Annotated in this window: 10 protein-coding genes; 3 read left to right on the forward strand and 7 right to left on the reverse strand. The window is 71.5% G+C overall.

From position 1 onward, the window contains the following. Nucleotides 1–71 precede the first annotated feature (71 nt). Nucleotides 72–746: a TetR/AcrR family transcriptional regulator C-terminal domain-containing protein gene (locus tag JNB50_RS16185; protein ID WP_208041214.1), complete on the forward strand. Its 675-nt coding sequence runs from the start codon at nt 72–74 to the stop codon at nt 744–746. On the opposite strand, the gene JNB50_RS16190 is transcribed toward JNB50_RS16185, so the two are convergent. Then, nucleotides 727–1,104, reverse strand: a complete 378-nt coding sequence (locus tag JNB50_RS16190) for a DUF3566 domain-containing protein (RefSeq protein ID WP_208041215.1) — start codon at nt 1,102–1,104, stop codon at nt 727–729. The two genes, JNB50_RS16185 and JNB50_RS16190, sit on opposite strands and share 20 nt — an antisense overlap. 229 nt (nt 1,105–1,333) lie before the next feature. After that, nucleotides 1,334–1,966 (reverse strand): ScbR family autoregulator-binding transcription factor, encoded by a 633-nt coding sequence (locus JNB50_RS16195; RefSeq protein WP_208041216.1) that lies wholly within the window; start codon nt 1,964–1,966, stop codon nt 1,334–1,336. A 146-nt stretch (nt 1,967–2,112) separates the two neighbouring features. Between JNB50_RS16195 and poxB the strand changes: the two genes are divergently transcribed. Next, a complete protein-coding gene (gene poxB, locus JNB50_RS16200; protein WP_208041217.1) occupies nt 2,113–3,846 on the forward strand; it encodes a ubiquinone-dependent pyruvate dehydrogenase in 1,734 nt (577 codons plus the stop codon). An 88-nt stretch (nt 3,847–3,934) separates the two neighbouring features. Here poxB and JNB50_RS25815 read toward each other — a convergent pair whose 3' ends face one another. The 3 genes from JNB50_RS25815 to JNB50_RS16215 all read right to left on the reverse strand — a co-directional run bounded on the left by JNB50_RS25815 (nt 3,935) and on the right by JNB50_RS16215 (nt 6,906). Beyond that, nucleotides 3,935–5,701, reverse strand: coding sequence for an LCP family protein (locus tag JNB50_RS25815; protein WP_208041218.1), 1,767 nt, complete (start codon nt 5,699–5,701; stop codon nt 3,935–3,937). Nucleotides 5,702–5,830: 129 nt separating this feature from the next. Beyond that, the gene (locus JNB50_RS16210; RefSeq protein WP_208041219.1) at nt 5,831–6,325 is read right to left on the reverse strand and encodes a MarR family winged helix-turn-helix transcriptional regulator; all 495 of its coding nucleotides are present in this window, start codon (nt 6,323–6,325) and stop codon (nt 5,831–5,833) included. A gap of 26 nt (nt 6,326–6,351) precedes the next feature. After that, the gene (locus JNB50_RS16215) at nt 6,352–6,906 is read right to left on the reverse strand and encodes a hypothetical protein (RefSeq protein WP_208041220.1); all 555 of its coding nucleotides are present in this window, start codon (nt 6,904–6,906) and stop codon (nt 6,352–6,354) included. Nucleotides 6,907–7,005: 99 nt separating this feature from the next. Between JNB50_RS16215 and JNB50_RS16220 the strand changes: the two genes are divergently transcribed. Further along, complete coding sequence (locus JNB50_RS16220; RefSeq protein ID WP_208041221.1) at nt 7,006–7,587, forward strand: NADPH-dependent FMN reductase; 582 nt, start codon at nt 7,006–7,008, stop codon at nt 7,585–7,587. A gap of 88 nt (nt 7,588–7,675) precedes the next feature. Here JNB50_RS16220 and JNB50_RS16225 read toward each other — a convergent pair whose 3' ends face one another. Next, on the reverse strand, nt 7,676–8,452 hold the full coding sequence (locus JNB50_RS16225) for an Fpg/Nei family DNA glycosylase (RefSeq protein WP_208041222.1): 777 nt from the start codon (nt 8,450–8,452) through the stop codon (nt 7,676–7,678). Between the two features lie 7 nt (nt 8,453–8,459). After that, nucleotides 8,460–13,163 carry a DEAD/DEAH box helicase gene (locus JNB50_RS16230; protein ID WP_208041223.1) on the reverse strand — a complete coding sequence of 1,568 codons (4,704 nt, stop codon included), beginning with the start codon at nt 13,161–13,163 and terminating at the stop codon, nt 8,460–8,462. Between the last annotated feature and the right edge of the window lie 27 nt (nt 13,164–13,190).

Genomic DNA, 13,190 nt, shown 5'->3' on the forward strand with positions numbered 1-13,190 from the left:
GGTCAGTCCTTCGGGGGCGGGGCCGTCACCTGAACGGTGTTCACCTGAACAGCGTTCACTATAGTGGTCGCGTGACGGGAAACGAAAGCGGCCGCAGGCACACGCGCGACGACGTGGCGGAGACCGCGTTGCGCATCCTCGACGACTACGGCCTCCCCGACCTCACGATGCGCCGCCTCGCCGCCGCCCTCGACGTGCAGCCGAGCGCGCTGTACTGGCACTTCCCCAACAAGCAGACGCTGCTCGCCGACCTGGCCGACCGCATCGTCGCGCGCGGAGTCGGCGTCCCGAGCGCCGACCCCGCCACCGGCCCCGGCCTCGCCACCGGGCCCGACGCCACAGCCTGGCCCGATCGCCTCCGCGCCGAGTCGGCCGCCCTCCGCGATGCGCTGCTGGCCTACCGCGATGGCGCGGAGGTCGTCGCCAGCACCTACGCCCTCGGCCTCGGCGACTCCGCGGCGCAGCACCGGTTGGCGGCCGCCGCGGCCTCCGGCGGCTTCGACGCCGAGACCTCCGATCGTGCGGCCACCGCGCTCCTGCACTTCGTGCTCGGCCACGTCTCGCACGAACAGCAGCGGATGCAGTTCGACAGCATCGGTGTGCTGGCGACGGGGGAGGCCGCCGACCCGCTGGATGTCTCGGGCTCGGCGGCCGCCTTCGCTTTCGGCGTCGACCTGCTGGTCGGCGGACTCGAACGCCTCGGCGACCAGAGCCGGAGCGGCTCGCTCAGTCGCTCCCGAACGTGACCTTCCAGCCGCCCACGACGTTCGTGGCGAGGTTGAAGAGGGCGGCGAAGATCGCGCCGAGCGCGGAGACGACGATGACCTCGAGCAGAGAGACCACCAGCGTGAAGGTCATCACGTTGCCGAATGTCAGTCCGGCGACGAGTTGGGCTCCCTGTGCCCCGGCGATGCTCTCGAGGAAGCTGCTCATCGAGGCCACCAGGCCGACCTTGTCGAGCACCGACCAGACCAACAGGGTCAGCACGACGGTCACCACGGCCAGCACCAGACTGATCAGGAACGACATCTTCAGCGCGGACCAGAAGTCGATGTAGACCAGGCGCATCGACGCCCGTTTCTTCTGATTCGTCCGTGCCGACATCGACGACCTCCCCATGGTGCCATTGCGTGCCGCTCACGCGGCTCCCCCACCGGTGAGTCTAACCGACGGACCTGCGGAACCCCGGGGCGACGGACCCGGGTGAGCCCCGCGAAACAAACCGATCGACCGGTTATGCATGTAATATGGATGGGCGGGGGTGAGCGCCCGACCGACGTACACGCTTCGGCAACTGGGGGGATGTCGGTCGGGCGGTTCCCCGTTGCCCGGTTCACTCCACGATGAGGTCGGGCAGCTCGCGCAGCGCGTCGATGCGGCCCTCCGCCGCGATGCCCGGCAGCAGGACGACCCACATCTCCCGTACCCGCTGCAGCAGGTCGGCGCGCGCGGTCAGGGTGGCCGATACCAGCTGAACCCCGGTGAACGCCGGCGACGCGAAATGCGCGAACACCGCCGGATCGACGCTGTCTGCGACGTCGCCCTCGGCGATCGCGCGCCGCATCAGCTCCTCGATCGCGGCGAACCAGTCCTCGTACGGCTCCACGATCGGGTGGTCGGCCGATGCCACATCGGTGGTCAGGCGGATGCCCGCCTGCACGATGGGATCCTCCAACAACTGCTGCGCGAGGGCGCGGCACAGCAGGATCAGCGTCTCGAGCGCCGGCCGGCCCTCTGCCAGGATCGCGTTCGACGCGGCCATGGTGCGGCGATGCTGCTCCGCGATCACGGCGTAGGCGAGCTCGTCCTTCGAAGCGAAGTGGAAGTACAGCGCGCCCTTGGTGAGCCCGGCCGCAGCGGCGATGTCGGCGATGGAGGCCAGGCCGTAGCCGCGCGCACCGAACACCTCGGCGGCGCCGCGGAGGATGGCGTCGCGCGTCACGAGGGCGCGGGATTGGGAGACCATGTCGGGTACACATTAATGCCGCGCACCTCTGTGCGTGATGTGCGCGTTCGCAGAGGACGGATCCTGACGCGCGAGCGGCTCCGGAGTAGCGTGAGGATCAACGCCGCCACACCGACCGCCGCCGTGCCGACCGAGGAGGACGCCGCATGACAACCGTCGCCGACACCATCGTCCAGATCATCAAGGAGGCCGGGGTCCAGCGGGTCTACGGCATCCCCGGTGACTCGCTCAACGGGTTCACCGACGCGCTGCGCCGGTCCGACGGCATCACCTGGGAGCACGTGCGCCACGAGGAGGCCGCCGCCTTCGCCGCCGCGGCCGAAGCCGCTCTCACCGGCGAGCTGGCCGTCTGCGCAGGAAGCTGCGGGCCGGGCAACCTCCACCTCATCAACGGGCTCTTCGACGCCAATCGCAGCCGCGTGCCCGTGCTCGCGATCGCCGCGCAGATCCCCGGCCCCGAGATCGGCAGCACCTACTTCCAGGAGACGCACCCGCAGGACCTGTTCCGCGAGGCGGCCGTCTACACCGAGCTGGTGAGCTACCCCGAACAGCTCCCGCGCGTGCTCGAGATCGCGATGCGCACGGCGATCGAGCGGCGCGGGGTGGCCGTGGTGGTCATCCCCGGCGAGGTGTTCCTCAAGGACAGCGTCGGCCGCCGCCCGTCGGCGCCGATCGTCTACAGCCCGCGCGTGACCCGGCCGGCCGACGCCGAGCTCGCGGCCGCCGCCGACATCCTCAACGGGGCCAAGCGCGTCACCATCCTGGCCGGCGCCGGTGTGGAAGGCGCGCACCCGCAGCTGATCGACATCGCGGGAGCGCTGCGCGCTCCCGTCGTGCACGCGATGCGCGGCAAGGAGTTCGTCGAGTACGACAACCCCTACGACGTCGGGATGACCGGCCTCCTCGGCTTCTCGTCGGGCTACCGCGCGATGGAGGCCTGCGACGCGCTGCTGATGCTCGGCACGGACTTCCCGTACCAGCAGTTCTATCCGTCCAAGGCGAAGATCATCCAGGTCGACATCCGCGGCGAGAACCTCGGCAGGCGGACGCCGATCGACCTCGGGCTGGTGGGCAGCGTCAAGGACACGGTGGAGGCGCTTCTGCCGCTGCTGAAGGAGCGCACGGACACCAAGCACCTCGAATCGTCCCGCTCGCACTACCTGAAGGCGCGCAAGAGCCTCGACGATCTGGCGGTCAACGACCGCAACCGTACGCCGATCCACCCGCAGTATGTCGCGCGCCTGATCAGCGAGCTCTCCAGCGAGGATGCCGTGTTCATCCCCGATGTCGGCTCGCCGGTGGTCTGGGCGGCGCGCTACCTGCGGATGAACGGCTCGCGCCGGCTGATCGGATCGTTCAACCACGGCAGCATGGCGAACGCCCTGTCGCAGGCGGTCGGGGCGCAGGCGTCGTTCCCGGGGCGCCAGGTGGTCGCCCTGGCCGGCGACGGCGGGCTCGCGATGCTGTTCGGCGAGCTGCTCACGCTGGTGCAGAACAAGCTGCCCGTGAAGATCGTGGTCTTCAACAACTCCTCGCTGAACTTCGTGGAGGTGGAGATGAAGGCCGCGGGGTTCGTCAACTACGGCACGGGACTCGAGAACCCGGACTTCGCGCGGGTCGCGGAGGCCATCGGCATCCACGGTCAGCGGGTCGAGAAGCCCGACGAGCTCGAGAGCGCGTTGCGCACGGCCTTCGCGCACGACGGTCCTGCCCTGGTCGACGTGGTGACCGCCCGTCAGGAGCTCAGCATCCCGCCCGCGATCACCGCGGAACAGGTCAAGGGCTTCACCCTCTACGCGCTGCGCACCATCATGTCGGGCCGCGGCGACGAACTCATCGACCTCGCCGACACCAACGTCTTCCGTCGCCTCTTCGACTGACCGGCTCGAGCAGCCATCGCTTCCTCACTTTCTCTCGCAACACGCTGGGTGAGAGCGGCAGGAACTGAGGAAGCGATTGCCGCAGGGGTCAGTTGATGCAGACCTTGGAGTCGTAGTTGGTGCCGACGCCGGAGGGGGTGGGCGACGGGGCGGGGGCGGTGGTGCCGCTGGAGGCACCGCCGGTGCTGGGGGCCGCGGGCATCAGCCCGTCGTCGCCGAGCACGACCGTGACGCCCTTGACGCTACCGGTCTCCTGGACCGCGGCGCCGGGGAGCAGGGCGGCGACCGCCTTGGCCTGCGACTCCTGGCCCTTCGGGTACTGGATCGTCGTGGTGGCGGTCGTGGCGGCGTCACCGGCTGTTCCGGTCTTGAATCCGGCAGCGGCGAAGGTCTGCGTCGCCGTGCCCGCCGCACCGTTCTGGCTGCCGCCGTTCAGCACGGTCACCGTGGTGTTCGCCGGCTTGGCCGCCGTCGCGCTGTCGTAGGCCGACGGGACGCCCTCCAGGCTCTGGATGAACGCCGGCATCGCCGCGGTGTCCACCTGCACGATCGAGAGGTCCTGGCCGTCGACCGTGATGGTCGGCGTGCCGGAGACGGGGATGGTCGCCGACTTGATCTTGCCGCCGGTGAGCCCCTGCAGCTGCCCCGCGAGCTGGAGGAAGTTGAGGCCGGGGTCGGTCTCGAGCGAGCCGCTCACGGCATCCAGAGTGGCGGTCAGCTTGCCGGGGTTGAGCAGGGTGCCTGCCGACAGGAACTTGTGCGCCTCCACCGACAGGAAGTACTGCTGGCGTACCACGCGGTCGAGGTCGCCGCGGGGGAGGCCGTGGCGCTGGCGCACGAACGACAGGGCCTGCTTGGCGTCGAGCGTCGAGACGCCGGCGGGGAAGTTCGCGCCGGAGTACGGGTCGTCCACGGCGTTGTTGAGGCACACCTGCACCGGGCCGAGCGCCTGCGCGATCGTGTAGAAGCCGAGCAGCGAGACGCGCACGTAGTGGTCGATGGTCAGGCCGGTGAGCTCTTGCACGGTCTGGATGAGCAGCTTCGCGCCGCTGGTCGAGTTGCTGCCGCCTCCGCCGAGCGAGAACGCCGCATTGAGCTTGTTCATGCCGTGACCCGGCACATTCACCCAGGAGTCGCGGGGCAGCGAGACGAGGGTCGCCGACTTCCCGTTGGCCGGGATGTGCAGGATCATCATCGTGTCCGTGTTGGTGCCGCCGCCGTCCTGCGTGGTGCTCAGCTGGTCCAGCTGGGCCTGGGTGGCGTTGTCGGGCCGGTGGTCGTCGCCGACGAGCAGGATGTTCTGCGTCTGCCCGTTGCCGGGGGACGCGATCACGTCGACGTGGTTCACGCCGCCGACGAAGCGGAAGTAGCTGTACGCCGCGTAGCCGCCGACGACCACGAGCAGCACCGCGAGGGTCGCTGCGGTCCAGGCGATGATGCGCTTGGCGCGGCGGTGTTTGCGCGGGCCTTTCCCGCCGCGGCCCCCGCGGCCTCCCGTGCCGCCACGCCCGCCGCCAGTGCCGCCTCCTGTGCCGCCTCCGTCGTCGCCGAAGCCGCCGTCTCCGCGCGCAGGCGCCGGCGAGCCGGAGAGCCCGAACAGGTCGAAGGCGGGGTCGTTCTGCGCGGAGCCCGCCGCTCCCGCGCCACGCGCTGCGGCACCCGCCCCTGCGGCTCCGGCGGCGGCTCCCGCGGCGGCCGCTCCGCGACCCGAGGGAACGCCCGACGCCGGCCGCGTCGCCCGCACCGGCCGGCGCGGGTCGGCTGCGGGCACGCGTCCGTAGACCTCGGTCGGCGGCTCGGGGCGCTCGCGGCCGTCGGCGGAGTCGTCTCCAGCGGGAAAGTTCGGGCGTCGCACACGAGAACGCTAGAGTGTGCGGCCTGCGAACCGGCTGGTTTCGGGCGGTGTTGCCGGGAATGGCCAGCGGATCCGGCAGCAGTTCCCAGCGCGCTCACGGAAAAAGGTTCGCCGTGGCTGCGAGAACCCTCACGGTTCGTGGCGGGTCTGCTCCACGTCCATGGCCTCGGTCATCCTGCGGGAGATCGCCAGCAGCTCGTCCTGTTGCTCGTCGCTGAGCGCGTCGAACAGGATGCGCCGGATCGTGGCCGTGTGCTTGGGGAGGGCGCGGACGACGACCCGGCGGCCGTCGCCGCTGAGCCGGATCCAGGTCGCCCTGCGGTCCTCCGCGCAGTCCTCGCGCTCGACGAGGCCGCGCGCCGCCATCCGAGTGACCTGGTGCGAGACCCGGCTCTTCTCCCAGCCGGTCAGCGCGACCAGGTCGCGCACGCGCAACCGGCGCCCCGGCGCGCGGACGAGCGTCATCAGCACCTCCAGTTCGGAGATCGAGATGCCGTCATCGCGCTGCAGCTGGGCGTCCAGGGCGCGGTCGAAGCCGCGCCTCATCAGATAGAAGGTGTGGAAGAGCTCTTCTTCGGCGGCGCTGAGCTTGCGCGGGTCGGGCTTCGTGCGCAGGGTCGCCATACGCCATCCTTGCACGCGCCGCGAGCTCAGTGCGCGAGCTGCTCCAAGAACACGACGATCACACCGAGCAGCACGATGCCGACGAGCACGATGAGTTGCTTCCAGCCCGCGAGGCCAGTGCGCGAGACGGCGATCCGCGCGATCACCGCGAGGGAGGCGATGAGCGCGGCGATGGCGATGACGACGGCGGTGCGGGCCTGCATCACGCCGAAGTAGGCCAGAGCGAGCACGATCACGGGCACGGCCAGAACGGTGAGCGCCCGGGAGGCGACGGCGAGGAGGTGCCGGAACTCGCGGGCGGACGGCAGGGTGTCGTGCACGATCATGTGCGACACGAGGTCGGAGGCGAGCCCGGCGAGCAGCACGCCGACCACGGAGATGATGAGCGTCCACAGCACCGTCGGGGAGTCGAGGTGCTCGCCGTGCGCGTTGAGGGCCATCAGGATGGCGAGCGCGGTGAAGGTCACATAGATGCGTTCGCGCAGCCGGTCGCCGGCCTCCTGACGCTCCTGCGGGGAGGCATCGTCGGGAAGGTGCGCGTCGTCGGGCTGCCGGCCGGCGCGGTCGTGCGGGTGGGACATGCCGCGAGCCTAGCGGCACGCGGGCTTCGCAGTCGGGAATAGCGGAGGCACCGCCCGGGTTCGCGAAGGGTGATACGTCATCAAAACGGAAAGGCTGACATGACCAAGATCGCCATCATCATCGGCAGCACCCGCCCGGGCCGCAACGGAGAGTCCGTCGCCCGCTGGGTCCTCGAGCACGCCGAGAAGCGCGACGGCGTCGAGTACGAGCTCGTCGACCTCGCCGAGTGGAACCTCCCGCACCTCGACGAGCCGATGCCGGCGGCGGCGGGGCAGTACGCCAACGACCACACCAAGGCGTGGGCGGCCAAGATCGCCGAGTTCGACGGTTATCTGTTCGTCACCCCGGAGTACAACCACAGCACCTCCGGCGCCCTCAAGAACGCGATCGACTTCGTGGGTTCCGAGTGGTACAACAAGGCGGCCGGCTTCGTCAGCTACGGCGTCTACGGCGGTGCCCGTGCGGTGGAGCACCTGCGCCTGGTGCTGTCGCAGCTGCAGGTCGCGACCGTCAGCGCGTTCGTCGGGCTGAGCCTCCAGCACGACTTCGAGAACTGGTCGCTCAAGCCGACCGCCGCTGCGGAGGCCGGCCTCACCCCGCTCTTCGACCAGCTCGAGTCGTGGTCGGCCGCGCTCGCGACGGTGCGCGACACCTCCGCCGAGGAGGACGTCGCCGCGTAACCCGGCACGCCCTCCCGAGGGGCACGTTGTTGTCCCCTTCGCGCGCCGAAGGGGACAACAACGTGCCCCTCGCTCGTCGGGTCCGCGGTCAGGTCTGGCAGGTGGGGCAGAAGTAGGTGACGCGTTCCTCCAGCTCGGTGCGGCCGAGCTCGGAACGCCGGATCATTGTGCCGCAGCGCAGGCACCGGCGGCCCTCGCGGCCGTACACCCACGTGTTGCGGCCACGGCGGGTGTCGCCGGTCGTGACCCGCACGGGACGGTCGCGGTTCGCGACCAGCATGCGCCGCGCCAGCTCGACCGCCGCGGGGACGTCGACCTCACCGACCGGCCGCGTCGGCAGCATCCCCCGCACGAAGCAGATCTCGTTGGCGTAGACGTTGCCGACCCCGGCGAGGTTGCGCTGGTCGAGCAGCGCGACCGCGATCGGCGTCTCGGGATGCGCCTCCACCCGTCGCACGGCCTCCGCGGCATCCCAGTCGGCCCCGAGGAGGTCCGGTCCGAGATGCCCGACGACGGAGTCCTCCTGCGAACGGGGGACCACCTCCAGCACACCGAGCAGGAATCCGACGACCTGCGCCTCCGCCGTCCGCAGCACCGCCCGTGCCTGGAAGGCGGGATGGCGCCACCGACCGCCGGGCGGGTAGACCTCCCACGATCCCTCCATCTTCAGGTGGCTGTGGATGCTGTGGCCGCCGACTCGGATCAGCAGGTGCTTGCCGCGGCTGACGACCTCGTCGACGCGCTGCCCGCTGAGATCGACCGTCGCATACGCGGGAACCCGGAAGTCCGTCTGCGTGAGCACGTGCCCCGCCAACGCACGCCGCAGGCGCGCGGCGGTCTGGAAGACGGTGTCACCCTCGGGCATCCGCCGATCACCCGCGCAGGCGCAGACCGCGCGGCGTCGCGAGGAACCCGGCGTCGCCCAGGGCCGAGCCGAGCGGAGAGCCGAGCACGGGCGCACCGTTGACCGTCTCGACGGCGAGCTTGTCGACGCGCCGGGAGGTCACCAACCCGGCCAGGGCACGTGACGCCGCGAGCAGCGCCGGCCGCTCGGCCTCGTCCGCCTGGTCGACGAAGCACAGCAGGCTCTTGCCGCCGCGCTCCACGTACAGCGTGAGCTCGCCGTCGACGAGGGCGACCAGCGCCCCCGCCTTGCGGCCGGGCCGGTGCCCGGTGCCGCCCTCCACGCCACCGCTTGACACGGGGACGGGTGGCCACGGCAGCGCGGCGCCGTAGGCGTTCGCCGGGTCGGTTGCGGCGATCGCGAGTCCGTCGAACGGCCGGGGCTGCGTGTGGTCGCGCGCGAAGGTGCGGAGGCGGTCCACCGTCGGGCCGCTGGCGAACTGGGCGGCGCCGAGCGTCTCGACGAAGTAGCCGCGCCGTGCCCTCCCGGTGTCTTCGAAGCCGCTGAGCACCTTGTAGGCGAGGGCGAAGCCGCCCGGCGTGCCCTCGTTCATGACGGAGCCGCGGGTCACGACGCCGTAGCGGTCGAGCAGCGTCTCGGCCTGGCCATGTGCGCGCACGGTGGATTCGAGGTCGCGCTCGGGGAGCAGCGACCAGCGGCCGGCCACGGTCGGCGGGCCCATCCTGGTGACCATCGCCGACTGGCGCGGCGCCCCAACCCGGCCCCGGTACATGCGCGATCGGGTCGGCTGCCGCGGACGCTTGTGCGCGCCCCCGCCGCCGGTGAGGGTCCGCAGCGGCGCCAGCGTGTCGTTGGTCACGAGCCCGGACCAGACCAGGTCCCACAGCGCCGTCACCAGCTCCGCGTCGTCGATCGCCTCTCCTCGCTCGGCGCCCAGCGCGTCGGACAGCTGGCGGAAGAAGTAGCCGCCGCCGCGGGCCAGCGCGGCCAGGATGCCGCGCTGCAGCTCGTCCGGCTCGCGCTCGGCGGGCGGGGCAAGAGTGAGCGGCGCCGCGTCGGCGAGGTGGAAGCTGATCCATCCGTCGTTGCCGGGGAGGGCGCCGTCGCCCGACCAGATGACCTCTCCGGTCGCGGTGAGCTCGTCGAGCATCGCCGGGCTGTAGTCGGAGACCCGGGTGGGCAGCACCAGCGACTCCCAGGCGGAGGCGGGGATGCGGGCGCCGGCGAGCTGCTCGATGACCGACGCGACCGCGTCGACCCCGCGCAGGGTGGAGCCCAGGTGCTGCCAGTCGCCGAGGAACCGGGCGAAGGTCGCGGTCTCGACCGGCTCGACCTCCTGGCGGAGTGCCGCGAGCGACATCCGGCGCAAACGCCGCAGCACCTCTGCATCGCACCACTCCGAGCCGTGCGCGTGAGGACGGAACTCGCCCTCCACGACCCTGCCGTCGTACGAGAGGCGCCGGAGCGCGTCCTGCACGATCGCCGGGCCCAGTCCGAACGTCGTGGCGAGCTCGCCGATCTCGAACGGGCCGTGCGTGCGGGCGTAGCGGCTCACGAGGTCGCCGAGCGGGTCGTCGACCGGCTCGATGAACGCGACGGGAACGCCGATCGGGAGCGGGACGCCGAGGGCGTCGCGCAGGCGGCTCGCGTCTTCGATGGCCGCATAGCGCTCGGTACCGGCGTACGTGACCGCGAGTGCCCGCTTGGCGGCGACCAGCGAGGTGAGGTGGGCGGCCGCCGTCTGCGTGGTGGCGGGTGGGGGAGCGGCGTCGGTGTCCTCGGTTGCGTCGGGCTCGGGCTCGGTCTCGGGCTCGGTCTCGGCCTCGGTCGCCTCCGCGCTGCCCTGCAACCGCTGCGCGACCTCCTCGACCGTCAGCGGCCCGAGCAGCCGCAGGAGGTCGGCCACGCCCTCCTCGCCGCGCACCCGCCGGTCAGGGTCGAGACGCTGCAGCTGCAACTCCACGCGCTCGATGACCGCGGGGTCGAGCAGCTCACGCAGTTCGGCGCGGCCGAGCAGCTCGGCGAGAAGCCCGGCGTCGAGCGACAGCGCCGCCGCCCTCCGCTCCGCGATCGGGCTGTCGCCCTCGTACATGAACGCGGCGACATACCCGAACAGCAGCGAACGGGCGAAGGGCGACGCGGTCTCGGTCGCGGCTTCCACGATGGTGATGCTCCTCCGCGCGATGCTCTGCGCGACCTCGTCGAGGGCGGGCAGATCGTAGACGTCCTGCAGGCACTCGCGCACCGTCTCCAGGATGATCGGGAAGCTCGGGTACTTGCGCGCGACGTCGAGCAGCTGCGAGGCCTTCTGCCGCTGCTGCCAAAGTGGCGACCGCTTGCCCGGGTTGTACTTGGGCAGCAGCAGCGCACGGGCCGCGCACTCCCGGAACCGCGACGCGAAGAGCGCGGAGCCGCCGACCTCCAGCGTCACCAGCTCGTCGAGTTCGGCCGGCTCGAAGACGAACAGCTCGCCGCCGGGAGGTGTGGATTCCGTGTCGGGAATACGCACGATGATGCCGTCGTCGGCCGCCATGGCTCCGGCGTCGATCCCATACCGCTCCCGCACCCGCGCCTGCACCGCCAGCGCCCACGGCGAGTGCACCTGCATTCCGTACGGGGAATGCAAGACGACCCGCCAGTCGCCGAGTTCGTCGCGGAACCGTTCGACCACCAGCGTCCGGTCGGTGGGCACGTGGCCGGTCGCCTCCTTCTGCTCGCGCAGGAACGCCAGCAGGTTGGCCGTGGCGAAGGCGTCGAGCCCGGCCTCCACGCAGCGCAGCTCGGCATCGGCGGGGGAGGCGGCGCTCAGCTCGCGTACGAACGCGCCGACGGCGGCGCCCAGCTCGGCCGGCCTGCCGAGGCCGTCGCCCTTCCAGAACGGCAGGCGCCCCGGCTCCCCGAAGGCCGGCGTCACCAGCACCCGGTCGTGCGTGATCTCCTGGATGCGCCAGCTGGTCGAGCCGAGCGCGAACACGTCGCCGACCCGCGACTCGTAGACCATCTCCTCGTCGAGCTCGCCGACGCGGCTCGCTCGCTCGCCGACCATGAACACGCCGAACATGCCGCGGTCGGGGATGGTGCCGCCGCTGGTCACCGCCAGCCGCTGCGCGCCCGGCCGGCCGGTGAGGGTTCCGGCGTCGCGATCCCAGACGATGCGCGGACGCAGCTCGGCGAACTCGTCGGACGGGTAGCGGCCGGCGAGGAGGTCGAGGGTGGCGTCGTACGCGCTTCGCGGAAGCGTGGCGAACGGCGCACTGCGGCGCACGGCGTCGAACCACTCATCGGCGTCCAGGGGCTCCAGCGCTGTCGCTGCGACGGTCTGCTGCGCGAGGATGTCGAGCGGATTCGTCGGGACCTTCAGCGTCTCGATGAGACCGCCGACCATCCGCTCGGTGGCGACCGCCGAGTGGATGAGGTCGGCCCGGTGCTTGGGGAAGACCACGCCCCGCGAGACCTCGCCCACCTGGTGGCCGGCGCGGCCGACGCGCTGCAGCCCGCTCGCGACGGAGGGCGGGGCTTCGACCTGCACCACGAGGTCGACGGCGCCCATGTCGATGCCGAGTTCGAGGCTGGAGGTCGCCACAACGCAGCGCAGCCTCCCCGACTTGAGGTCGTCTTCGATGAGAGCGCGCTGCTCCTTGCTCACCGACCCGTGGTGCGCGCGGGCGAGCACGAGCGATTCCGGATCGGCGACGGCGGCGGAACCCTTGGTCTGACCGGAGCCGCCCATCAGCTCGGCGGGAGGTCGCGCCGGCGGGGCGACGCCGGCCTCGCCGCCGAGCACCCGCTCCTCGTAGATCTCGTTGAGCCGGGCGGTGAGCCGCTCGGCCAGCCGCCGCGAGTTGGCGAAGACGATGGAGGAGCGATGCTCGAGCACGCGGTCGACGATCGCCTCCTCCACGTGCGGCCAGATCGAGCCGGCCTGCGGTGCGGAGCCGTCGTCGTTGCCGCTCGCGAACGTCGAGGTGCCGAGCTCGCTCATGTCTTCGACGGGCACGACGACGCGGAGGTCGAAGCGCTTGCCCGCGGGCGGGGCCACGACCTCCACCGGTGCCCGGCCGCCGAGGAAGCGCGCCACTTCCTCCGCCGGTCGCACGGTCGCGGACAGCCCGATGCGTTGGGCGGGAGTGGGCAGCAGCGCGTCGAGGCGCTCCAGCGAGAGCGCGAGGTGGGCGCCGCGCTTGGTGGCGGCGACGGCGTGCACTTCGTCGACGATCACCGTCTCGACGGTCGCGAGCGTCTCGCGCGCCTGCGAGGTGAGCATGAGGAACAGCGACTCCGGCGTCGTGATCAGGATGTCGGGAGGGGACGCGACGAGCGCCCGGCGGTCGGCCGACGTGGTGTCGCCGGAGCGCACGCCGACGCTGACGTGCGGAGGCTCGGCGCCCAGTCTCCTCGCGGTCTGGGTGACGCCGACCAGGGGTGCGCGCAGGTTGCGCTCGACGTCCACGCCGAGCGCCTTCAGCGGCGAGATGTACAGGACCCGGGTGCCTTTGCGGTCGTCGGGTCTGGGCTCGCGCGTCGCCAGCCGGTCGATCGCCCAGAGGAAGGACGCGAGGGTCTTGCCCGAGCCGGTCGGCGCGATGACGAGCGCGTGCCTGCCGTGCGAGATGGCCTCCCACGCCCCGGCCTGCGCGTCGGTGGGCGCAGCGAAGGCCCCGCGGAACCATTCACGGGTCGCGGGGGAGAACCTGTCGAGCACGTCGCTCATCGACTCCATCCTGCCCCCGGCCACCGA

This window comes from Leifsonia sp. TF02-11 (assembly GCF_017565305.1).
Lineage (GTDB): Bacteria > Actinomycetota > Actinomycetes > Actinomycetales > Microbacteriaceae > Leifsonia.